The organism is Streptomyces sp. NPDC034099, assembly GCF_055575415.1.
This window is the reverse complement of record NZ_JBVISR010000007.1, coordinates 277,230-298,646: the sequence shown is the minus strand read 5'-3', so window position 1 is coordinate 298,646 and position 21,417 is coordinate 277,230. Positions and strand designations below refer to the sequence as shown.

At 72.7% G+C, this 21,417-nt stretch carries 21 protein-coding genes; 8 read left to right on the top strand and 13 right to left on the bottom strand.

Annotation, left to right across the window (positions count from 1 at the left end; genetic code table 11):
- Positions 1-12: 12 nt before the first annotated feature.
- The 8 genes from ACZ56V_RS22035 to zapE all read right to left on the bottom strand — a co-directional run bounded on the left by ACZ56V_RS22035 (position 13) and on the right by zapE (position 8,766).
- The gene (locus tag ACZ56V_RS22035) at positions 13-873 is read right to left on the bottom strand and encodes a polysaccharide deacetylase family protein (RefSeq protein ID WP_467380825.1); all 861 of its coding nucleotides are present in this window, start codon (positions 871-873) and stop codon (positions 13-15) included.
- Positions 874-959: 86 nt separating this feature from the next.
- Positions 960-2,483, bottom strand: a complete 1,524-nt coding sequence (locus ACZ56V_RS22030; protein ID WP_467380827.1) for an FAD-dependent oxidoreductase — start codon at positions 2,481-2,483, stop codon at positions 960-962.
- A 68-nt stretch (positions 2,484-2,551) separates the two neighbouring features.
- The gene (locus tag ACZ56V_RS22025) at positions 2,552-3,934 is read right to left on the bottom strand and encodes a PhoX family protein (RefSeq protein WP_468944503.1); all 1,383 of its coding nucleotides are present in this window, start codon (positions 3,932-3,934) and stop codon (positions 2,552-2,554) included.
- Between the two features lie 88 nt (positions 3,935-4,022).
- Entirely contained in the window at positions 4,023-4,799 is a 777-nt protein-coding gene (locus tag ACZ56V_RS22020) for a slipin family protein (RefSeq protein WP_356372230.1), read from the bottom strand.
- A gap of 100 nt (positions 4,800-4,899) precedes the next feature.
- Positions 4,900-6,390: a SulP family inorganic anion transporter gene (locus tag ACZ56V_RS22015; protein ID WP_468944500.1), complete on the bottom strand. Its 1,491-nt coding sequence runs from the start codon at positions 6,388-6,390 to the stop codon at positions 4,900-4,902.
- An 8-nt stretch (positions 6,391-6,398) separates the two neighbouring features.
- On the bottom strand, positions 6,399-6,980 hold the full coding sequence (locus tag ACZ56V_RS22010) for a carbonic anhydrase (protein ID WP_356372228.1): 582 nt from the start codon (positions 6,978-6,980) through the stop codon (positions 6,399-6,401).
- Positions 6,981-7,058: 78 nt separating this feature from the next.
- Positions 7,059-7,457: a hypothetical protein gene (locus ACZ56V_RS22005; protein ID WP_468944497.1), complete on the bottom strand. Its 399-nt coding sequence runs from the start codon at positions 7,455-7,457 to the stop codon at positions 7,059-7,061.
- 196 nt (positions 7,458-7,653) lie between these two features.
- Positions 7,654-8,766 (bottom strand): cell division protein ZapE, encoded by a 1,113-nt coding sequence (gene zapE, locus ACZ56V_RS22000; RefSeq protein WP_398913649.1) that lies wholly within the window; start codon positions 8,764-8,766, stop codon positions 7,654-7,656.
- A gap of 231 nt (positions 8,767-8,997) precedes the next feature.
- On the opposite strand from zapE, the gene ACZ56V_RS21995 reads away from it, so the two are divergent.
- The 8 genes from ACZ56V_RS21995 (at position 8,998) to ACZ56V_RS21960 (ending at position 16,137) form a co-directional block, all read left to right on the top strand.
- Positions 8,998-9,795: a pyrimidine reductase family protein gene (locus ACZ56V_RS21995; RefSeq protein WP_468944494.1), complete on the top strand. Its 798-nt coding sequence runs from the start codon at positions 8,998-9,000 to the stop codon at positions 9,793-9,795.
- Between the two features lie 217 nt (positions 9,796-10,012).
- Complete coding sequence (locus ACZ56V_RS21990) at positions 10,013-10,486, top strand: indole-3-glycerol phosphate synthase (protein ID WP_356372716.1); 474 nt, start codon at positions 10,013-10,015, stop codon at positions 10,484-10,486.
- Positions 10,487-10,549: 63 nt separating this feature from the next.
- Positions 10,550-11,938, top strand: a complete 1,389-nt coding sequence (gene murC, locus ACZ56V_RS21985) for a UDP-N-acetylmuramate--L-alanine ligase (RefSeq protein ID WP_468944491.1) — start codon at positions 10,550-10,552, stop codon at positions 11,936-11,938.
- Between the two features lie 13 nt (positions 11,939-11,951).
- Positions 11,952-12,359 (top strand): peptide-methionine (R)-S-oxide reductase MsrB, encoded by a 408-nt coding sequence (msrB, locus tag ACZ56V_RS21980; protein ID WP_398913643.1) that lies wholly within the window; start codon positions 11,952-11,954, stop codon positions 12,357-12,359.
- 227 nt (positions 12,360-12,586) lie between these two features.
- Positions 12,587-13,741 (top strand): ABC transporter ATP-binding protein, encoded by a 1,155-nt coding sequence (locus ACZ56V_RS21975; protein ID WP_468944487.1) that lies wholly within the window; start codon positions 12,587-12,589, stop codon positions 13,739-13,741.
- Positions 13,738-14,439, top strand: coding sequence for an ABC transporter permease (locus ACZ56V_RS21970; protein WP_468944484.1), 702 nt, complete (start codon positions 13,738-13,740; stop codon positions 14,437-14,439). The genes ACZ56V_RS21975 and ACZ56V_RS21970 overlap by 4 nt, the downstream gene beginning before the upstream one ends.
- A complete protein-coding gene (locus ACZ56V_RS21965) occupies positions 14,436-15,101 on the top strand; it encodes an ABC transporter permease (RefSeq protein ID WP_398913638.1) in 666 nt (221 codons plus the stop codon). Before ACZ56V_RS21970 ends, ACZ56V_RS21965 begins: the two co-directional genes overlap by 4 nt.
- A gap of 73 nt (positions 15,102-15,174) precedes the next feature.
- The gene (locus ACZ56V_RS21960) at positions 15,175-16,137 is read left to right on the top strand and encodes an ABC transporter substrate-binding protein (RefSeq protein ID WP_398913637.1); all 963 of its coding nucleotides are present in this window, start codon (positions 15,175-15,177) and stop codon (positions 16,135-16,137) included.
- A gap of 34 nt (positions 16,138-16,171) precedes the next feature.
- Here ACZ56V_RS21960 and ACZ56V_RS21955 read toward each other — a convergent pair whose 3' ends face one another.
- The 5 genes from ACZ56V_RS21955 to ACZ56V_RS21935 form a co-directional block, all read right to left on the bottom strand.
- The gene (locus ACZ56V_RS21955) at positions 16,172-16,783 is read right to left on the bottom strand and encodes a GTP-binding protein (protein ID WP_468944480.1); all 612 of its coding nucleotides are present in this window, start codon (positions 16,781-16,783) and stop codon (positions 16,172-16,174) included.
- Positions 16,770-17,129 (bottom strand): DUF742 domain-containing protein, encoded by a 360-nt coding sequence (locus tag ACZ56V_RS21950; RefSeq protein ID WP_356372731.1) that lies wholly within the window; start codon positions 17,127-17,129, stop codon positions 16,770-16,772. Before ACZ56V_RS21950 ends, ACZ56V_RS21955 begins: the two co-directional genes overlap by 14 nt.
- 1 nt (position 17,130) lies before the next feature.
- Positions 17,131-17,550 (bottom strand): roadblock/LC7 domain-containing protein, encoded by a 420-nt coding sequence (locus ACZ56V_RS21945; protein ID WP_003972853.1) that lies wholly within the window; start codon positions 17,548-17,550, stop codon positions 17,131-17,133.
- Entirely contained in the window at positions 17,547-20,108 is a 2,562-nt protein-coding gene (locus ACZ56V_RS21940; protein WP_468944475.1) for a sensor histidine kinase, read from the bottom strand. The genes ACZ56V_RS21945 and ACZ56V_RS21940 overlap by 4 nt, the downstream gene beginning before the upstream one ends.
- Before the next feature lie 68 nt (positions 20,109-20,176).
- Positions 20,177-21,190 carry a substrate-binding domain-containing protein gene (locus tag ACZ56V_RS21935; protein ID WP_398913631.1) on the bottom strand — a complete coding sequence of 338 codons (1,014 nt, stop codon included), beginning with the start codon at positions 21,188-21,190 and terminating at the stop codon, positions 20,177-20,179.
- Positions 21,191-21,417: the final 227 nt, after the last annotated feature.

The window sequence follows — 21,417 nt, the reverse complement described above, 5'->3', positions numbered from 1 at the left end:
AGCGTAGGCCCGTCAGCGGTGCCCGTTCGCGGCGCCGATCAGCTCCGAGACCTTCACGAAGCGGTAGCCCTGGCGGCGCAGCTCGGGCACCACCGCCCGGACCACCTCCTCGGTCACCGGGGCGGCGCTGCGCGTGCAGTGCATGACGACGACCGAACCCGGCCGCACCCCGTCGAGCACCTGCCGGGTCACCGCGTCGGCGTCCGTGGCGAAGGCGTCCCCGCTCACCACGTCCCACTGCACGGCGGTGACTCCGGTGGCCGACAGTTCCTTGAGGGCGGCCTTGTCGTAGCAGCCGCCGGGGAAGCGGAAGTACGGCATCGGGTTCGGCACCCCGGCCTTCCCGAAGGCGGTGTACGCCCGTTCCAGGTCCGCGCGCATGCGGTCCTCGGACACGGTCGGCAGGCCGTAGCAGTCGCCGGTGTAGGCGTAGTGGCTGTAGGAGTGGTTGGCGATCTCGAACCGCGGGTCCCGGCCGATGGAGCGGGCCTCGTCCGGGTACTCCTCGGCCCAGCGGCCGGTCATGAACACGGTGGCCGGCACCTTCAGCTTCCGCAGTGTCGCGATCAGTCGAGGGTTGTCGAACCGTTCACCCGACGCCGCGCGCGGCCCCTGGTCGGCGGTCATGTCGGCGTCGAAGGTGAGGGCGACCAGCTTGCCGTCCTTCGTGCCCTCCGTGCGCGGGCCGTGTTCGAAGACCGGCGTGAGGCCCCCGGGGCCGGGAGCGAGGGTGGGCGTCCGGGCGGGGGGCGGCGACGGGGCGGGGGCCGAGGGCGCCGGGCGGGGCGTCTGCTCGGCCCCGCTGGTTCCGCAGGCGGCGAGGGCGGCGCCCAGGGCACAGAGGGCGGCTGCGCGTCGTACGAGAGTGATCACCGTACGAACGTAGGAGTGGGATGTTCGGTTTGTATGACTATGTGGGGTGACGTGCCGCCGTGCTCACCCGCCCGGCCCAGCCGCCGTCAGATGTCCCGCTGCTCCAGCGGCTTGGTCGCCGGGCCCTCCAGCACCTTGCCGTCCGTGTCGAAGCGGGAGCCGTGGCAGGGGCACTCCCAGGCGCGCTCGGCCGCGTTGAAGTCGACCAGGCAGCCCAGGTGGGTGCAGCGCGGCGAGACGGCGTGCAGGGCGCCGGCCTCGTCCCGGTAGACCGCGACCCGGTCGCCGCCCGCCCGGACCACCGCGCCCTCGCCCGGCGGCAGCGCGTCCACCGGCGGCGCGGGCCGCAGCCGGTCGCCGACGAAGTGTTTCGCCACCTCGGCCTGCGTCTTGAGCAGCGCGGGTGCCTCACGCACCGCCGTGCGCAGCCGCCGCGGGTCGTACAGCCCGCTCCAGGCGCACTCCTCGCCGGTGATCTGCGCGGTGAGCAGCCGGCCCGCCATCATGCCGCCGCTCAGTCCCCAGCCGCCGAAGCCGGTGGCGACGTAGGTGTGGTGCGCGCCCGGGTGCAGCGGACCGGCCATCGGCACGGTGTCGGTGGGGTCGATGTCCTGCGTGGCCCAGGCGTGGGTGCGGTCGACGCCGGGGAAGTGCTCGTCCGCCCAGGAGGCCAGGCGGTCGAAGCGCTCGCGGGTGTCACCCGTGCCGGGCGTGAAGTGCTCGCCGGTGACGACGAGCAGGCGGCGGCCCGCGTCGTCCAGGGGCGCCGTACGCACCGAGCGGGTGTTCTCCTCCGGGGTGATGTACATGCCGTCGACGTCGCGGTCCGCCTCGACGGTCCCGGCGACGACCAGCTCGCGGCGCGGGGAGAGGCGGGCGAAGAGCAGCGCCCGGTCGAAGATCGGGTAGTGCGTGGCGACCACGACGTCCCGGGCGGTGACCGTCGCCCCCGCCTCCGTCCTCACCCGGCACGGCTCGCCCTCGTCCAGGCCCTGGACGGTGGTGTCCTCGAAGATCCGGCCGCCGTGCGCCTCCAGGTCCGCGGCGAGCGCCCGCAGGTACTTCAGGGGATGGAACTGGGCCTGCCCGGTCACTTTCACGGCGCCCGCCACCGGGAACGGCAGCCCGGTCTCCGTCACGAACGACGCCGGCAGCCCCGCCTCCTTGGCGGCCGCCGCCTCCGCCCGTACCTCGTCGACGCGGCCTGGATCGCGTACGTAGGTGTACGCGTCGCGTGTCTCCCAGTCGCAGTCGATGCCCAGCTCGGCGACGATCCCGGCGGCGCGCTCGATCGCCTCGGACTGCGAGCGGGCGTACAGGCGGGCGCCCTCGGGGCCGCGGGTGCGGCGCAGCTTGTCGTAGACCAGGGTGTGCTGGGCGGTCAGCTTGGCGCTGGTGTACCCGGTGACACCGGCGGCGACCCGCCCGGCCTCCAGGACCGCCACACTCCGCCCGGCCCGCGCCAGCTCCCAGGCCGTACTGAGCCCCGCGACGCCGGCGCCGATCACGGCGACGTCGACGTCGAGATCCTCGGCGAGCGCGGGGCGGGGCGCGCCGCCCGGTGCCGTCTGAAGCCAGTACGAGCCGTTGACCTGCACGTTCTGAGTCATGCGGCCCGGGTACCCCATGGCCGCGGCTTCAGTGACCGGGCGTGCGCGCCCCGCCTGGGACCCGGCCGCTACCTGCGCCAGGGACCCGTCACCGCGAAGGTGGTGCCGGGCGTGTAGCAGTTGACGTACATCGTGTCGCCGTCGGGGGAGAAGGTGACACCGGCGAACTCACCCCACTCGGGCTCCTCCTCCGTGCCGATGTTCTGCGCGCCGCGGGCCATGGCGTACACCTCGCCGCGCCGGGTCAGGCCGAAGACGTGCTGCGCGCCGTTGCCGTCCTCGCAGACCATGAGGCCGCCGCTGGGGGCGAGGCAGATGTTGTCCGGGGACTCGCCCGGGAGCTGCACGTCGGTGTCCGGACCGAAGACGATCACCAGGGTGAGCCGGCGCCGCTCGGGGTCGTAGCGCCAGATCTGGCCGTAGTGGTCGGCGGCCGACCCCTCGTTGCTGCGGGCGAAGGACGACACGAAGTACACGCTGCGCCCGCCCCAGTAGCAGCCCTCCAGCTTCTGGGCGTGCGTGATGCCCCCCCGGCCGAAGTCCTGGAAGCGGATCGGCGTCTCGGCGGCCAGCGGGTCCGGTACGTCCACCCACTCGATACGGTCGAAGGTGGCGCCGGTCTCCTGGATCGAGGAGAGGTCGGGCACACCGGGCGCGCGCATCGCCTGGAGCCGGCCGCCCGCCCGCAGCGAGCCCCGGCCGCCCAGCGGCTTCTCGGGCAGGAACCGGTAGAAGAGGCCGAACGGCCGGTCGAAGGCGTCCTCCGTCTCGTAGACCACCCCGCGCCTCGGGTCCACGGCGATCGCCTCGTGCTGGAAGCGGCCCATCGCGGTCAGCGGCACCGCGCCGGTGCGGTGCGGGTCGGCCGGGTCGACCTCGAAGATGAAGCCGTGGTCCTTGGTGTATCCGTTGGTGCCGGCCTTGTCCTCGGTCTCCTCGCAGGTCAGCCACGTGTTCCAGGGCGTGTGCCCGCCTGCGCAGTTGACGGCCGTACCGGCGATGGCGACCCGCTCGGACAGGACGTGGTTGCGGGAGTCCAGCTCCAGCGCCGTACAGCCGCCCTTGCCCTCCGGGTCGTACGTCAGGCCCTTGACGGTGGGGACCGGGACCCGTCCGTCGGCGCGGTTCTCGTGGTTGCGGACCAGGCGGGTGTGGCCGTGTCCGCCCGGGAAGGCGGACATGCCGTCGTGGTTGGACGGCACCGGGCCCTCCCCGGAACGCAGGCGGTCGCCCTCGCGGGACAGCACCCGGTAGCGGAAGCCCTTGGGCAGGTCCAGCAGGCCGTCGGGGTCGGGGACCAGGGGGCCGTAGCCGGTGTGGCCCAGGGACTGGGCGGCGGCGGTACCGGCGAAGAGTTCGGACAGGGCGCCGGTGAAGGCGATGCCTGCGCCCAGGGCTCCGGTGCGGGCGAGCACCTGGCGGCGGGTCGCCGCGCTGTGGGACGTGGACATGGGGAAACCTTCCTGCTGGCGGACAGGACTGTGACCCGCCGTGTCTATCACCTGCCAGGAGTCCCGGGAACCACGCGCGTAGCTCGTGTCACCGCTCGACCGGGTGCTCCTGCGCCTTTTCCAGGAAGCGCAGCAGCTCCACGGGGAAGGGCAGCACCAGGGTGGAGTTCTTCTCGGCGGCCACCGCCACGACCGTCTGGAGCAGCCGCAGTTGCAGGGCCGCGGGCGTCTCGGACATCTGCCGGGCCGCCTCCGCGAGCACCTTCGACGCCTGCAGTTCGGCGTCCGCGTTGATCACCCGGGCGCGCCGCTCCCGGTCGGCCTCGGCCTGGCGGGCCATCGAGCGCTTCATGGTGTCCGGCAGGGAGACGTCCTTGATCTCGACCCGGTCGATCTGCACGCCCCAGCCGACCGCGGGGCTGTCGATCATCAGCTCCAGCCCCTGGTTCAGCTTCTCCCGGTCCGACAGCAGGTCGTCCAGGTCGCTCTTGCCGATGATGGACCGCAGCGACGTCTGGGCCATCTGCGAGACGGCGAACCGGTAGTCCTCCACCCGCACCAGCGCGTTGGCCGCGTCCACGACCTTGAAGTACACGACCGCGTCCACCCGCACGGTGACGTTGTCGCGGGTGATGCCCTCCTGCGCGGGCACGGGCAGCGTGACGATCTGCAGGTTCACCTTGTGCAGCCGGTCCACGAACGGCACGATCATCGTGAACCCGGGGCCGCGTTCCTCCCCCGCCAGCCGTCCGAGCCGGAAGACCACCCCGCGTTCGTACTGCCTAACGACCCGCGCCGCCGCGGCGACGTAGAGGACGCCCGCGCTGCCGACGGCGGCGGCCGCGGTCAGAAGCTCCTGGACCATGGCGGCCTCCTCACTCGGAGGACGGTTTTTCACCCTTTATGTCACGATAGGCCCGCCGCCGGTCCCGGGGCCATGCCCGGGAACCGGCGGCGGGTTCCGGCTACACCCCCGCCTTCTCCGGTTCGGTGACCTTCACCGGGTCCGTGCCGGTGGCGCTGTGCCGTTCGGCCCAGTTCTCCAGGGCCGTGCGGCAGGCGTGGTCCAGATGGTGCAGCCCGGACAGGTCCAGCTCGACCGGGCGGTCCTGCGGCAGCGCCTCCAGGCCCTCCAGGATCTTCGGCAGCCGCAGGAAGGTCGCGTTGCCGGTCAGATGGGCCTGGACGGGGCCCGCGCCCTTGTCGACGATCTCCAGCTTGAGGTGCGAGGCCTCCCAGGCGGTCTTGACCACGGACAGGGCCAGACCGATCAGCACGCCCTCGAACATGTTGACCGCGACGATCGAGACGGCCGTGACCACCAGGATCAGCGCCTCGCCCCGGTGGTCGCGCCACAGCGGCAGGATGCTGCGGAACGGGATCAGCTTCCAGCCCGCGTGGACCAGGATGCCCGCCAGCGCGGGCAGCGGGATCAGGCCCAGCACGGACGGCAGCAGCGCCGCGAACAGCAGCAGCCACACACCGTGCAGCACCCGGGACGCCTTGGTGCGGGCGCCCGCGGCCACGTTGGCGGAGCTGCGCACGATGACCGCGGTCATCGGCAGCGCGCCGAGCACACCGCACACGGTGTTGCCCGCTCCCTGCGCCATCAGCTCCTTGTCGTACTCGGTGCGCGGCCCGTCGTGCAGCCGGTCCACCGCCGCGGCGCTGAACAGGCTCTCCGCCGAGGCGATCAGCGTGAAGGCGACGATCGTGCCGAGCAGGCCCACGCTCGCCAGCTCGCCGAAGGCGCCGGCGCCGGGCGGCTGGATCACGTCCAGCAGACCGCTCACCTCGACGGTCGCGACCGACAGTCCCAACGCCGCCGTGACCGCGGTGGCCAGACCGACCGCGGCCAGCGCCCCCGGCACGGTCTGCGCCCGCTTCGGCAGCCGCTTCCACAGCACCATCACCGCGACGGTGCCCGCGCCCAGGGCGAGCGAGGTCAGCGCCTCGCTGCTGCCCAGCGCTTCGGCGGCGGCCCCGGGCAGCCCGGTGAGCTTGTCGATGCCGGAGGCGGGCGCCTCGAGACCGGCGGCCGAGTAGAGCTGGCCGGCGATGAGCACCAGGCCGATGCCGGCCAGCATGCCCTCGACGACCGACAGGGAGATCGCCCGGAACCAGCGCCCCAGCTTCAGGGCGCCCATCACGAGCTGGATGATCCCGGTGGCGAGCACGATCACGCCGAGCGCGGGCAGTCCGTACTGGTCGACCGCGCCGAAGACCAGCACGGTCAGCCCGGCGGCCGGGCCGGAGACCTGGAGGCTGCTGCCCGGCAGGAATCCGGTGACCAGGCCGCCCACGATGCCGGTGACCAGGCCCAGTTCGGCCGGGACACCGGAGGCGACGGCCACGCCCACGCACAGCGGGAGCGCGACCAGGAACACGACGAGGGACGCGGTGAGGTCCTGCCGCCAGTGCGGGAACCTCCGGTTCTGATCGGCTATGAGGGACATGCCGGCGCTCACAGCGTCTCGAACGCGTCGGTGTCCGCGCGGTGCGCGCGCACGAGGCCGGTGTGGACCTCGTAGTACCAGCCGTGCAGCCGCAGCCGGCCGTCCGCCAGCCGCTGTTCGACGCAGGGGTAGGAGCGCAGGCGCAGCAGTTGCGCCAGTACGTGGTGCTGCACGGCCCCGGCGACCGTCGGGTCGGCGGGATCGCAGGGCTCCGGCTCGTCCGCCGCGTGCGCCAGCCAGTCGCGCACGGCGGGTACGGCGGTCAGGTCGTCGCCGCGCACCAGCGCGCCGACGGCGCCGCAGTGCGAGTGGCCGCAGACCACGATGTCGGCGACGCCGAGGACCTGGACGGCGTACTCGATGGTGGCCGCCTCGCCGGAGGGGCGCTCGGAGGCGTAGGGCGGGACGATGTTGCCGGCGGTGCGCAGCTCGAAGAGCTGACCGGGCCGGGCTCCGGTGATCAGGGCCGGTACGACCCGGGAGTCGGAGCAGGTGATGAACAGGACTTCGGGCGACTGGCCTTCGGCGTGCCCGGCGAACTCCTCAGGGCGCTGTCCGAACGTACGGGCGTTGTCGATGAGGGGTTGCATGATGAGGTATTCCTCCTGGCGCGCCGTGGGGGCGCGTCGGACGGGTGGGACAGAGGTGGGGGATGTGCCGGCGGTCCGTCAGCAGCGGAAGACCTGAAGTGCCGCGGGCGAGTGGTCCGGCGCGGATCTCGGCCGGTGCGCGGTCGCCAGGGCGGACATGAGGGGCGCGGTCGCCGCGGGGTCGCGCTGTCGCGCGCACGGGCGCTCGGGGGCGTCGGGCTGGGGCACGGCGGTGGTGCGGTGCCGGTCGCGGACCCCCGCGGAACCGTTCGGGTTCCCGGAGCGGCCGGTGTCGTGGCAGGTGACGGTCTCGTCGTGGGGGGCCGTGCCGGAGGGGGTTCCGGGGTGGGTGTTGGCCACGGCATCACGGCTCGTGTGCGCGGATGCGAAGGATGAGCCGGGTGCGAAGACCGCCAGGGCGAGCAGGACGGCGGCGAGGAGCGGAAACACGGTCCGGGCCGTCGTAGCACGCGACATACGCCCCCCTCCAGGCAGTTCGCGCCGATGGCGCGCTCCGGTACACGGTCAAAGCAAGGTCAACGCATGGTCAATGCGTGGTCAAGAAACACGTTAACCCTGCAAAGGGCTTTGCAGGGTTAACGTGGCGTTACGAGCCGGAAGAGAGCCTGAAATCGGCGGGTGGGTTGGCGGGAATGGACCGCTCCGGCCGCCCTCAGGGCGTGTCGACCAGGCGCGCGGCGTCCCGGGCCAGCGCGGTGAGCCGGGAGATCGCCCGGAAGTACTTCTTGCGGTAGCCGCCGTTCAGCATCTCCTCGCTGAACAGCCGGTCGAAGGGCAGCCCGGAGGCCAGGACGGGCACCTCGCGGTCGTAGAGCCGGTCCGCGAGCACCACGAGCCTGAGCGCCGTCGACTGGTCGGGCACCGGGCGCACCCCGGTGAGGCACACGGCCGTCAGACCGTCGGTCAGGGCACCGTAACGGCTGGGGTGGACGCGGGCGAGGTGGTCGAGGAGGGCGGGGAAGCCGTCCAGGGAAGCACCCTCGGTGGCCCGCGCCGCACGGGTCACCTGCTCGTCGGAGTACGGCGCCGGGGCCTCGGGCAGACCGCGGTGGCGGTAGTCCTCGCCGTCGATGCGCAGGGCGCGGAAGTGGGCGGACAGGCCCTGGATCTCGCGCAGGAAGTCGGCCGCCGCGAACCGGCCCTCGCCGAGCTTGCCCGGCAGTGTGTTGGAGGTGGCGGCGAGCGCCACGCCGGCCTCCACCAGCCGGGCGAGCAGGCTGGAGACGAGGACGGTGTCGCCGGGGTCGTCGAGCTCGAACTCGTCGATGCACAGCAGGCGGTGCCCGGACAGGGTCCGCACGGTCTGCTGGAAGCCGAGGGCGCCGACGAGGTTGGTCAGCTCCACGAAGGTGCCGAACGCCTTGCGGGAGGGCTCGGCGGGGGTGGCGTGCCACAGGGAGGCCAGCAGGTGCGTCTTGCCGACGCCGTAGCCGCCGTCGAGGTACACGCCGCGGGGTCCGGCCGGGGTCTTCGGTGCCTTGCCCCGGCCGAGCCCGAAGAAGCCGCGCCTGCCGGTGGCCGCGCCGGGCGCCTCGCCCAGCCCGCCCGCGAAGTCCTCCAGGACCCGGACGGCCTCGCTCTGGCTGGGCTGGTTCGGGTCCGGGATGTACGTGCCGAAGCGGACGGAGTCGAAACGGGGCGGTGGCACCATCTCGGCGACCAGACGGTCCGCGGGGACGTGGGGCTCGCGGGCGCACAGGGAGACCGTGGCCGGAGCCGTCCCGGTTATCGGGGCGGGCACGGAGGCGGGGGAGGAGGACGACACGGTACTCAATGGTAGGGCCTGCCCGGCGGGACTCCCCGCCGCCCGGACCGCGGGCGCCGGGTGCGGGCGGGAGTGGCGCGGGTGCCGGGGTGCGGTGCAGCGCGGTGCGGGTGGGGGCGCCGTGGTGCGGGCCGGGGTGCAGCGCGGTGCGGGTGGGGGCGCCGTGTGGTGGGGGCGGCAGGGCGCCGGCCTGCGGGGTTGGGGGGTCGGCCGCGTGGAACACTGCACCCCATGCGACGCCTGTTCCCCGTCCCCGCCGCCGTGACCGATCCGACCGTCGGCCCGGGCGGCTCCGAGACCGACCGGGAGTGGAGCCTGGCCGAGCTGGCCGCCGCCTACGCCTACCCCGAGCCGGACGGGGACCGGGAGACCTGGCTGCGGGCCAACATGGTCTCCACCCTCGACGGCGCCGCCCAGCACGACGGCCGCTCCCAGCCCATCTCCAGCGCGACCGACATGCGTGTCTTCGGCACCCTGCGCGCACTGGCGGACGTGGTGATCGCCGGTGCCGAGACCGTACGGCAGGAGGGGTACCGGCCGGCCCGCGTGCGGGCCGACTTCGCCGAGGCGCGGCGGGCGGCCGGTCAGGCACCCGTGCCGGCGATCGCGGTGGTCAGCGCGAGCCTGGAGCTGGACTTCTCCCGTCCGCTGTTCACCTCCCCGCTCGTGCCCACCCTCGTGCTGACCGGAGCCGCCGCGGCCCCGGACCGGATCGCGGCCGCCGAGCGGGCCGGGGCCCGGGTGGTGATCGCGGGGGACGGCGTCGGCGTGGACCCGGCCCGCGCCCTCGGGGCGCTCGCGGAGCTGGGGCACACCCGGCTGCTGACCGAGGGCGGCCCGCGGCTGCTGGGGCAGTTCGTCACGGCCGGGGTGCTCGACGAGCTGTGCCTGACGGTCTCCCCGATGCTGACCGCGGGGGACGCGCAGCGGATCGCGGGCGGACCGGCGGTCGAGGTCCCGCGGCGGTTCGTCCTGGCGTCCCTGCTGGAGGAGGAAGGTTTCCTCTTCAGCCGTTACCGGCGTGACTAGGGCGATCCCGAGCAGGTGTGGACGGCGGCGACCGGACAGGTGTTCGATCGTTACCGCACATCCGGGAATCGGCGGAATCTTCCGTTCCGTTTAGCCCGTGCCGGGCACACTGATTCCGGCAGTACCTGTGCGATCACGGGGCAGGATGGTTTCCGCAGGGTCTGGTACGGCCTACGGAGGGTGGGCCCACGGGCCCTCCAAGGAGAAGGGGCGCCTGGTGTTCACAAGCGTTTTGATGATCGAGAAGGCCCTGACGTCCGCCGACGTGGAGTTCGTCACGACCTTGCACGGGGACGAGCAGGTCGGCTTCCACGTGCTGCTCCAGCCGCGCGGCGATCAGGCGGACCGGCTGCTGCGGGCCATCGACGACGTCGCGCTCGGCGAGCTGGACGACGCCGTACGGGAGGGGGAGACCCCGGAGGGCCAGGAGGCGCAGAGCGTCGGGGAGCGGGCGCTGGAGGTGTCCCTCACGGCCCTGCGCGCGTCCGGCGCCCAGGCCGAGGGCCGGCTGATCGAGGACCACCCGCTGGACGAGCTCAAGTCCGTGGTCATGGAGGTCGCCGCCGACGAGGTGATCGTCCTGACCGACCCCCACTACGTGGAGGAGTTCTTCCACCGGGACTGGGCCTCCCGGGCCCGGCACAAGGTCGGCGTACCGGTCCTGAAACTCTTCTCCCACAGCAAGGCATAGGCTGGTGCCGCGCCCCCGCCGAGGGGGCGCGCCCACCGACGGATCACCCTGGGAGAACAGCGCATGGCACCCGGCCTTCCCACCGCCATGGACCGACCGCACTTCATCGGCATCGGCGGAGCCGGGATGTCGGGCATCGCCAAGATCCTCGCCCAGCGCGGCGCCGAGGTGGCGGGCAGTGACGCCAAGGACTCCGCGACCGCCGGGGCGCTGCGCGCCCTGGGCGCCACGGTGCACATCGGGCACGCGGCACGGCACCTCGCCGACGACGCGAGCTGCGTGGTCGTGTCCTCGGCCATCCGCGAGGACAATCCGGAGCTGGCCCGCGCCGCCGAGCTGGGCATCCCGGTCGTGCACCGCTCTGACGCCCTCGCCGCCCTGATGGACGGCCTGCGCCCGATCGCCGTGGCCGGCACCCACGGCAAGACCACCACCACCTCGATGCTGGCGGTCTCCCTGTCCGAGCTGGGTCTGAACCCGTCGTACGCGATCGGCGGCGACCTGGACGCGCCCGGCTCCAACGCCCTGCACGGCGACGGGGAGATCTTCGTCGCCGAGGCGGACGAAAGCGACCGCAGCTTCCACAAGTACGCCCCCGAGGTCGCCATCGTCCTCAACGTCGAGCTGGACCACCACGCCAACTACGCGTCGATGGACGAGATCTACGAGTCCTTCGAGTCCTTCGCCGCGAAGATCGTCCCCGGCGGCACCCTGGTGATCGCGGCCGACCACGAGGGCGCCCGGGAGCTGACGCGCAGGCTGGCCGGTTCGGTGCGGACGGTGACGTACGGGGAGTCCGAGGACGCCGACGTGCGCATCCTGTCCGTCGTCCCGCAGGGGCTCAAGAGCGAGGTCACCGTCGTCCTGGACGGTGCCGAGCTGACCTTCACCGTCTCCGTCCCCGGCCGCCACTACGCCCACAACGCCGTCGCCGCCCTCGCCGCGGGCGCGGCCCTCGGCGTCCCCGCCGCCGAGCTGGCCCCCGCGCTGGCCGCGTACACGGGTGTCAAGCGGCGCCTCCAGCTCAAGGGCGAGGCGGCCGGCGTCCAGGTCGTCGACTCCTACGCGCATCACCCCACCGAGATGACGGCCGACCTGGAGGCCATGCGCGCCGCCGTCGGCGACGCCCGCATCCTGGTCCTCTTCCAGCCGCACCTCTTCTCCCGCACCCAGGAGCTGGGCAAGGAGATGGGCCAGGCACTGTCCCTCGCGGACGCCTCGGTCGTCCTCGACATCTACCCGGCCCGCGAGGACCCGATCCCGGGCATCACCAGCGAGCTGATCATCGAGGCGGCCCGCGCGGCGGGCGCGGACGTCACGCCGGTCCACGACAAGGACGCCGCGCCCGCGCTGGTCGCGGGAATGGCGAAGGCCGGTGATCTCGTTCTCACCATGGGCGCGGGCGACGTCACCGACCTCGGACCGCGCATCCTGGACGAGCTGTCGAAGTAAGGGGCTGAGACTCATGTCGTACGACGTCGAGAAGCCGGACGAGCAGTGGCGGGCGGAGCTGGCCCCGGCCGAGTACGCCGTGCTGCGCGAGGCCGCCACGGAGCCGGCCTTCACCGGTGAGTACACCGACACCAAGACCGAGGGCGTCTACTCCTGCCGCGCCTGCGGTGCGGAGCTGTTCACCTCCACGACCAAGTTCGAGTCCCACTGCGGCTGGCCGTCCTTCTACGACCCGAAGGACACCGACGCGGTCGAGCTGATCGAGGACCGCTCCCACGGGATGCTGCGCACCGAGGTGCGCTGCGCCCGGTGCGGTTCGCACCTCGGACACGTCTTCGAGGGCGAGGGCTACCCGACCCCGACCGACCAGCGGTACTGCATCAACAGCATCTCCCTGCGGCTGGAGCCGAAGGCGGGCTGAGCCCGACCGGGCCGGCACGCGGCGGCCGGGAGCGTCACGGTGGACACCGTCGCTCCCGGCCGCCGCCGTCGGCCGGGTTTCCGGTGTGAACGCCGGAGCAGCGGGAAGGAGTCGCCCCGGAGCAACGGGGGCCCCGCGGACCAGCCGTCTACACTCGACCGGCGACGGCCCCACCGACCGCGGCCGGAGCGGGCAGCTTCTGCCAGACCCGAAGGGTATTCGGCGTTTTGATACGGATGGACTCAGTCACCAAGCGGTACCCGGACGGCACCGTCGCGGTCGACCGGCTGTCACTGGACATACCCGACCGCTCGATCACGGTCCTCGTCGGCCCCTCGGGCTGCGGCAAGACGACCACCCTGCGGATGATCAACAGAATGGTCGAGCCCAGCGAGGGAACGATCCTGCTCGACGGCGAGGACCTCCAGCAGCAGCCCGTCACCACGCTGCGCCGGTCGATGGGGTACGTCATCCAGAACGCCGGGCTCTTCCAGCACCGGACGATCCTCGACAACATCGCCACCGTGCCCCGCATGATCGGCTGGGGCAAGCAGAAGTCCCGCGAGCGGGCCGCCGAGCTGATGGAACGGGTGGGGCTCGACACCTCGCTCGCCAAGCGGTACCCCTACCAGCTCTCCGGCGGCCAGCAGCAGCGCGTCGGCGTGGCCCGGGCGCTCGCCGCCGATCCGCCGGTGCTGCTCATGGACGAGCCGTTCTCCGCCGTCGACCCCGTCGTCCGCAAGGGACTCCAGGACGAACTCCTGCGCATCCAGGACGAACTGGGCAAGACCATCGTCTTCGTCACCCACGACATCGACGAGGCCATCAAACTCGGCACCATGGTCGCGGTGATGCGCACCGGCGGCCGGCTCGCCCAGTTCGCACCGCCCGCCGAGCTGCTGTCCGACCCCGCGGACGACTTCGTCGAGGACTTCCTCGGCGCCGACCGCGGCATCCGGCGGCTCTCCTTCTTCCCCTCCGCCGCCCTGGAGCTGAGCACCGGACCGGTCGTGCGGGCCGACGCCACCGCCGAGCAGCTCGCCGGAGCCGACGGCGCCGGCCACCTGCTGGTGACCGACGCGGACGACCGGCCGCTGGGCTGGGCCGAGCCGGGCGACCTCGCCGCGGGGGACCTCGCCTCCGGGCGGCTGCTGTCCCACGGGCGGCCGTTCGTGCCGGGCACCGACTCGCTGCGGGCCGCGCTCGACTGCGCCGTGCTCTCGCCCACCGGCTGGGCCGTCGCCGTGGACGGTGACGGGCGGGTGACCGGCGTCGTCTCCCAGCAGACCATCGCGGAGGCGATCCGCTCCGCCCATGGCGCGGCGGACCCCGGCGACGCGCGGACCGAGGAGCCCGCCGACGTCGCGAAGGTCGCCCCGTGAACGGCTTCTTCGACATACCGAGCGACCTCGGCCACACCTACTTCGGCCTGATCGGGCTGCACCTGCGCGAGGCGCTGCTGCCGGTCCTGGCCGGGCTGCTCGCCGCGCTGCCCCTCGCCCAGCTGTGCGTGCGCTTCCGCTGGCTGTACCCGCCGGTGCTCGGTGTGACCACCGTCTTCTACGCCATCCCCTCGCTGGCCGTCTTCGTGGTCCTCATCGACTACACCGGCCAGACCGAACTGACCGTGATGATCCCGCTGGCCGTGTACAGCCTGGTGGTGCTCGTCCCGGCGATCGTCGACGGCGTGCGGTCGGTGCCCGAGGAGACGCTGGCCGCGTCCACGGCCATGGGCTTCGGGCCCGTACGGCGCTATCTCCAGGTGCAGTTGCCGATCGCCGTGCCCGCCATCCTCGCCGGGCTGCGAGTGGCCGTGTCGGCGAGCATCTCCCTGGTCAGCGTCGGCGCCCTCATCGGCAACCAGGGCGCCCTCGGCAACCTGCTCGCGGACGCCCAGAAGTACGGCCGTCCCGAGCTGGCGGTGAACTCCGTCCTCACCACCGCCGTCCTGGCCATCCTGTGCGACGCGCTCCTCGTCCTGGCCCGGAACCTGCTGACCCCGTGGCTGCCGCGGGGCAGGCGGCAACGCCCGAAGGAAGCCGCCGCGCGGCCCGAGCCGGAGGAGGCCGCGGCCCGGTGAACGTACTCCACTTCGTCAACGCCTTCTTCAGCGACAGCGCCCACTGGCACGGCTACGACGGCATCCCCGGACGCCTGCTGGAACACGTCCAGTACACGCTGATGGCCCTCGGTCTCGCGGCTGCCATCGGGTTGCCCGCCGGGCTGCTGACCGGGCACACCGGACGCGGCGGCAACGCCGTCGCCTTCGTCGCCACCGCCGCCCGCGCCCTGCCCAGCTTCGGACTGCTGGTGCTGATCGCCGTCGCCGTCGGCATCGGTCTGCTGCCCGTGATGATCCCGCTGGTCGTGCTCGCGATCCCGCCGATCCTGGTGACCACCTACGAGGCCGTCCGCTCCGTCGACCCCTCACCGGTGGACGCCGCGCGCGGCATGGGCATGCGCGAGACGGACATCCTCTTCCGGGTCGAACTGCCCGTGGCCCTCCCGCTGGTGCTCAGCGGGCTGCGCTCCGCCGCCATCCAGGTCGTGTCGACGGCGACCATCGCCGCCTACGTCAGCCTCGGCGGGCTCGGCCGCTACATCATCGACGGCCTCTACCAGCGCGACTACGAGAAAGTGGTCGGCGGCGCCACGCTGGTCGCCCTCATGGCGCTCGTCACCCTCGCGGTGTTCTGGGCGGTCGGGCGGCTGGCCGTGTCACCGGGGGTGCGCAGACGATGACGGCCACCGAGGTGAAGAAACCGTAACCAGGCCGTTCTTGACTGAGCGGCGACCGGATCGTTTGGATCGACGAATGACTTTCACCGCGAAGAGCAGCAGGTCCAGGACCAGGCACACCGGCGCGGCGGCCCTCGCGCTCGCCGCCGCCGCGGCGCTGCTCGCGGGCTGTTCCTCCGACTCCGACGACACCTCCGACAACCCCCTCGCGGGTGACAAGGCGGAGGCCGGCACCGTCGTCGTCGGCTCGAACAACTTCGCCGAGAGCACCCTGCTCGCCGACATCTACGGGGAGGCGCTCAAGGCCAAGGGCCTCAAGGTCACCTACCAGCACAACATAGGCAGCCGCGAGACGACGTACGGCCTGCTGAAGAACGGTTCCGTCACGGTGCTGCCGGAGTACAACGGCTCGCTGCTGGCCTACCTCGACCCGAAGGCCCGGCAGCAGTCCGTCGAGGCGGTGAACGAGGCGGCGAAGGCCAAGCTGGACAAGAAGCTGACGCTGCTGGAGTCGTCACCGGCCGAGAACAAGGACTCGGTGAGCGTCAACGCCGAGACCGCGAAGAAGCACGGCCTCACCGCCGAGTCGACCCTCGCCGACCTCAAGGACGTCGCACCGGACCTGGTGATCGGCGGCTCGCCCGAGTTCCAGACGCGTCAGCAGGGGCTCAAGGGCCTGGAGTCGGTGTACGGCCTGAAGTTCAAGTCCTTCAAGGCGCTCGACGCGGGCGGTCCGCTGACCCAGTCGGCGCTGACCAAGAACACCGTGCAGGCGGCGGACGTCTTCACCACCGACCCGACCATCATCAAGGAGAAGTTCGTCGTCCTGAAGGACCCGGAGAACCTCTTCGGCCACGCGAACGTGACCCCGCTGGTCGCCAAGGACGGACTGAACAAGGAGGGCGTGGCCGCGCTGAACGCGGTCTCCGCCAAGCTGGACACCGAGACGCTCCTCGACCTGGACGCACAGGTCCAGCTGGACAAGAAGGACCCGCTGGACGTGGCCAAGGCGTGGCTGAAGTCCGCGGGTCTCGTCTGACGGACGCCCGGGGGCCACGCCCGAAGACGACGCGCTACGACGCCGCGGCCCCGGTCGCGGCGTCGATCAGCTGGTCGATCAGGGCGAGGAGGACGTCCCGGCTGGAGGTCCGCTCCCGCGCGTCGCACAGCAGCACCTGCACGTGCTCCGGCAGCGCGAGGGCCTCGCGGATCTCCGCGGCCGGGTACGGGTGCCGGCCGTGGAAGCCGTTGACCGCGACGACGAACGGAATGCCCCGCCGCTCGAAGAAGTCGATCGCGGCGAAGCTCGACTCGGGCCTGCGGACGTCGACCAGGACCACCGCACCGAGCGCACCGATCGCCAGGTCGTCCCACATGAACCAGAAACGCTGCTGACCGGGCGTACCGAAGAGGTACAGCACCACGTCCCGGCCGATGGTGATCCGGCCGAAGTCCAGGGCCACGGTCGTGGCCCGCTTCTCCTCGATGCCGTTGAGGTCGTCGACGTCCAGCCCCGCCGCGGTCAGCGGTTCCTCGGTGCGCAGCGGGGCTATCTCGCTGACCGACCCGACCATGGTGGTCTTGCCGACGCCGAAACCACCGGCGATGAGGATCTTCACCGCCTCGGGCGCGGTGGAGCGTGCGGATGCCGTGGGCGTCTCGACGACGCGCTCAGAGCCGGCCAAGGCCGTCCCTCACTTTCTGCAACAGGTCCAGGTCCTCGGTGGCGTGGGAGACGGGGTGCGGCGGCCTCGCGGTGATCCGGCCGGCCTCCAGCAGGTCCGAGAGCAGGATGACGACCACGCTCACCGGCAGGTCGAGACGGGCCGCGATCTCCGCCACGGCGACCGGCCGGGCGCACAGCCGCAGGATCCGCAGGTGCTCGGGCTGCGGGCGCGCCGCCCGGGCGGGCTGCGGGTCGAGAGCGGTCACCGTCGTGATGAGGGTGAAGTCGGCGCGGCTGGGCCTGGTCCGGCCGCCGGTCAGGGTGAACGGCCGCACCAGCCGGCCCCCCGCGTCGCCTCCGGTCACGTCACTCGCCGGGTCCCGCGGTGGCCCGCGGTGCCGCGCTCAGGTGCTCGCCGATCTTCTTCACCAGCATGTTCATCTGGTACGCCACCACGCCGACGTCGGCGTTCGGCCCGGTGAGCACGACCAGGTGCGCGCCGGGGCCCGCGGAGGTGAGTATCAGGTAGCTGTTGGCCATCTCGATGAGCGCCTGACGCACCGGGCCGCCCCGGAAGTCCATGCTGACGCCCTTGCTGAGGCTCATCAGGCCCGACGCGGTCGCCGCCAGCCGCTCGGCGTCGTCCCGCAGGAAACCGGTGGACTTGCTGACGACCAGCCCGTCCTCGGAGAGCACCACCGCCTGGTTCACGTCGGCGACCCGCTCCACGAGTCCGGTGAGCAACTGGTCCAGCTCGGTGTGCGTGGCGGGGGAGGGTCGGGTCATCGCGTGTCCTTCGTCGGCGGTCGGCGGTCGGCGGTCGGGGTCGTGGGGGCGGCGGAGGAGAACACGTGCCCGTCGGTGTCGGTGTCGGTGTCGTCCGCGTCGGCGGTGTCCTCATCGGTCTGGGCCCGCAGCGTGCCGCGCTGGAACCCGGCGAGGGACGAGGCGGCGCGCTCGGCCGTGAAGTCGGCGTAGTCGTCCCCGGACGCGCCCGCCGAGCCGTTCCGGCGGCCGTCCGGGTCCTCGTCGCGCAGTTCGGCGGCGAGGCTGGTCTGCGGCACCCGGCGGGGCAGCGGTGCCAGGCCGCCGCGCTCGTCCCAGGAGCCGCCGAGTGAGTCGCCGGCGGAGCCCGCCGCGGCCGCGGACCGGCTCGCGGGCGCCGGCCGGGACGACCGTACGGGCCGCACGGACCCCTCGTCGCCGGCCGGGCCCCCCTCCGGCCCCGAGGCCGCGGCCGAGGGGGCGGACACGGTGGGCTGCTCGGCGGCGGCGGCGGCCGGGCCGGCCGAGTCGCGCGCGGTGGCCGCGAAGGCCCCGGCGACCCGGCGGTCCCGCACGCCGGCCACCGCGGCGCCGGTGCCGTCCGCCCGGCCGGCCGGCTCGCGCACCACGATCTCGTGCGGGATCAGCACGATCGCCGTGGTCCCGCCGTACGGGGAGGGGCGCAGCGTGACGGTGATGCCGTGCCGGTGGGCGAGCCGGGCGACGACGAACATGCCGAGCCGCAGGTCGTCGGCGAGCGCCACCACGTCGAACTGCGGAGCCACCGCCAACTGGGCGTTGAACGACGCGTAGTCCTCCTCCGACAGGCCGAGCCCGCGGTCCTCGATCTCGACCGCCAGGCCCTTGGCCACCAGCGCCGCCCGCACCCCGACCGGGTTGGGCGCGGGGGAGTAGGAGGTCGCGTTGTCGATCAGCTCGGCCAGCAGGTGGATCACGTCGGCCACCGCGGGCGGGGCGAGGGCCACCTCCTCGTCGGCGTGCAGCTCCACCCGCTGGTACTCGGCGACCTCGCCGACGGCGCTGCGCAGGATGTCCACCAGCGACACGGGTTCGCGCCAGGTGCGCCGGGGCTGCTCACCGCTGATGATGACGAGGTTCTCCTCGTAGCGCCGCAACTGGCTGGCCGTGGAGTCCAGTTCGTACAGGCCCTTGAGGATCTCGGGGTCCGTGTGCTCGCGCTCCAGGGCGTCCAGCTTGCCGAGCTGCATGTTGACGAGGTTCTGGCTCTGCCGCGCGATGCCCAGGATGACCTTCTGGAAGCCGCGCCGGGTGTCGGCGAGTTCGACGGCGGTGTGCACGGCGGTGCGCTGGGCGGTGTTGAACGCCTGGGCGACCTGGCCGAGTTCGTCCTGCCCGTAGTCCAGCGGCGGGGTCGCCGACTCCACGTCGACCGTCTCGCCCCGCTCCAGCCGGGCCACCACGTCGGGCAGCCGTTCCTCGGCCAGGCTCAGGGTGGCCAGCCGCAGCCCGCGCAGCCGCCGGGAGAGCGAGCGGGTGATGCGCCAGGACATGACGATGCAGAGCACCAGCGCGATCAGCCCGCCCGCGCTGAGCACGCCGGCCTTGATCAGCAGGCCCCGGGCCTCCTCGGCGCTGCGGTCGAGGAGACCCTCCGTCTGCTGCCGCACGAGCTGGCCGTACTGGGTGGAGATCGACTCGAAGGCGGCGTTCCAGCGCTGCCGTGCGTCCGGCAGGTCGATCCGCTCGCCCCCGCCCGCCGAACGGGCCTCGAGCACCTGGTCCTCGACGTCCTGCAAGGACTTCCACTCGGAGCTGGCGAGGATGCGCTCGGTCTGCGTCTTCGCGCTCCCGGTCAACGAGGGAACGACCTGGTCCTGCACCAGCCAGCGGCGGGTGTGCACCAGTTGGGCGAAGTTCGTCCACTGCTCCTGGTTCATCCGGTCGGACGGCCAGGCCAGGGTGAGCCGGGCGTCCTCCTGGGAGGTCAGCTCGGCGGCGTGCTCCAGGGCGACCAGCGGACCCGCCCGGGACGTGAGGTCCCCGTCGTCGACCTGGGAGAGTTCCTGGAAGGCGTGGATCTGCTCGTCGACGATCGAGGTGTACTGGTCGAGCGCCTGCTCGGCGGTGATGTCGCTGGGGTCGTCCACCTGGTCGCGGTAGTACTCCAGGCTGCCCACCGAACCGAGCACCGAGTACAGCCGGTCCGAGATCCGGTCGGGAGCGCTCTGGATCGCGTCCGACTGGCCCACCAGCTGGGCGACCGCCTCGTCCGTCTTCCTGCGCTGCGCGTCCAGTTCCGCCCGGTCGCCGTCCGGCTCGGCCAGCCAGGCGGCCGACAGGCTGCGCTCCTTCTGCAGGGCGAGGGCGGCCTCGGTGCCCATGGCGCCGGTGTCGCGGCTCAGCTCCGTCTGCGCGCGCAGCCGCAGCCCCTCCGAGAACATCTGGATCGTCGTGACGCCCCACACGGCCGCGAGGGTGACGCCGGGCACCAGGGCCAGGAGGATGAGGGACAGGCGTATGGAGCCGAGGCGGCGCCGGGCGCCCTTCCGCCGGGTCTTCGGCGTCTCCCGGGTCTTCCGTGTCTTGCGTGCAGACATCGTCGTCCTAGGCGATCAGTGGGGGAGAGAGACGGAGGCGGGCGGACGCCGTCGGCCGCGGGACCCGGTCACCGGGTGCCGCCCGCGGCGAACTTCGCTACCGAGTCGGCGTTGGTCCGGGTCACGAACGCGGGGCCGGTCAGCACGGGCGCCACCCCGCCGCCGCTGACGTTGCCGTTGGTGCGGTACAGCCACAGCGCGTCCACCGCGAGGTAGCCCTGGAGGTACGGCTGCTGGTCCACCGCGAACTGGACGTCCCCGCGCTTGACCGCGGCGACCAGGTCGTTGTCGAGGTCGAAGGTGGCGACGTGCGCGGAGCTGCCCGCCTCGTCGACCGACTCGACGGCGGTGAGGGCGAACGCCGCGCCGTTCATGACGACTTCGTCGATGTCGGGGTCCTGCCGCAGCCGCGCCGTGACGGCGGCGCCGACCGCCTTCATGTCGGTGCCCTCGACGTAGAGCATCTCGGTCTCGCCGCGGAAGGTCTTCTTCACACCGGCGCAGCGGGCCTCCAGGGCGACGTTGCCGCGCTCGTGGATGACGCACATGGCGTGCTTGGCCTTGAGGTCGTTCAGCTTGTCGCCGACGGCCCGGCCCGCGACGCTCTCGTCCTGCCCGAAGTACTCCAGGAGCCCGGTGGCACGCCAGGCGTCGATACCGGAGTTGAGGCCGACCACGGGAATCCCGGCGGCCTTGGCCTCGGCGACCGCCGCCTTCATCGCCTGCGGCTTGGCCAGGGTCACGGCGATGCCGTCGGCCTTGTCGCGGACGGCGTCCCGCACCAGGTCGGCCTGGTCGGCGGTGTCGGCGTCCCCGGCGTAGGTCAGGTCGACGCCGTCCTTGGCGGCCGCCGCCTCGGCGCCCTTGCGCACCCGGTCCCAGAAGGCGTCGCCCTCACCGCCGTGGGTGACCATGACGAGCTTCATCCGGCCGCCGCCGGACCCGCCCGCGGCGTCCGCCGCCGAGCCGTCCTCGTCCCCGCCGAGGGCGGAGCAGCCGGCCACCAGCAGGCAGACGGCCGCGGCGAGGGCCGCGGTGCGCAGGGGTGCGGGGGAGTGGATGGGCGGGGGAACTGTACTCATGGGGGCGGGGGCACCTCGCTGTGCGGCCGAGCAGGAGGAACGGAGCGAGCGGGCCCGGAGCCGCGGGTCAGTGCGCCAACCGGGTGAAACTCGCCTGGCCGGAGCAAACCGTGTGTGACCGCTGGTAGTCAAGTGACCAGCGAACTGCTGCGAGTTGTCGGTGCCGCATCGTGATGAACGGGACGGCGAAAGCGGGCCGAAGCGGAATGCCGGGCGGTATGCCCGAC

Bases quoted from the DNA above. Each gene is read 5' to 3' on its own strand.
- ACZ56V_RS22030 (WP_467380827.1), bottom strand. From the start codon at position 2,483: ATGACTCAGAACGTGCAGGTCAACGGCTCGTACTGGCTTCAGACGGCA.
- ACZ56V_RS22025 (WP_468944503.1), bottom strand. From the start codon at position 3,934: ATGTCCACGTCCCACAGCGCGGCGACCCGCCGCCAGGTGCTCGCCCGC.
- ACZ56V_RS22020 (WP_356372230.1), bottom strand. From the start codon at position 4,799: ATGGTCCAGGAGCTTCTGACCGCGGCCGCCGCCGTCGGCAGCGCGGGC.
- ACZ56V_RS22015 (WP_468944500.1), bottom strand. From the start codon at position 6,390: ATGTCCCTCATAGCCGATCAGAACCGGAGGTTCCCGCACTGGCGGCAG.
- ACZ56V_RS22010 (WP_356372228.1), bottom strand. From the start codon at position 6,980: ATGCAACCCCTCATCGACAACGCCCGTACGTTCGGACAGCGCCCTGAG.
- ACZ56V_RS22005 (WP_468944497.1), bottom strand. From the start codon at position 7,457: ATGTCGCGTGCTACGACGGCCCGGACCGTGTTTCCGCTCCTCGCCGCC.
- ACZ56V_RS21995 (WP_468944494.1), top strand. From the start codon at position 8,998: ATGCGACGCCTGTTCCCCGTCCCCGCCGCCGTGACCGATCCGACCGTC.
- murC (WP_468944491.1), top strand. From the start codon at position 10,550: ATGGCACCCGGCCTTCCCACCGCCATGGACCGACCGCACTTCATCGGC.
- msrB (WP_398913643.1), top strand. From the start codon at position 11,952: ATGTCGTACGACGTCGAGAAGCCGGACGAGCAGTGGCGGGCGGAGCTG.
- ACZ56V_RS21960 (WP_398913637.1), top strand. From the start codon at position 15,175: ATGACTTTCACCGCGAAGAGCAGCAGGTCCAGGACCAGGCACACCGGC.
- ACZ56V_RS21945 (WP_003972853.1), bottom strand. From the start codon at position 17,550: ATGACCCGACCCTCCCCCGCCACGCACACCGAGCTGGACCAGTTGCTC.
- ACZ56V_RS21940 (WP_468944475.1), bottom strand. From the start codon at position 20,108: ATGTCTGCACGCAAGACACGGAAGACCCGGGAGACGCCGAAGACCCGG.
- ACZ56V_RS21935 (WP_398913631.1), bottom strand. From the start codon at position 21,190: ATGAGTACAGTTCCCCCGCCCATCCACTCCCCCGCACCCCTGCGCACC.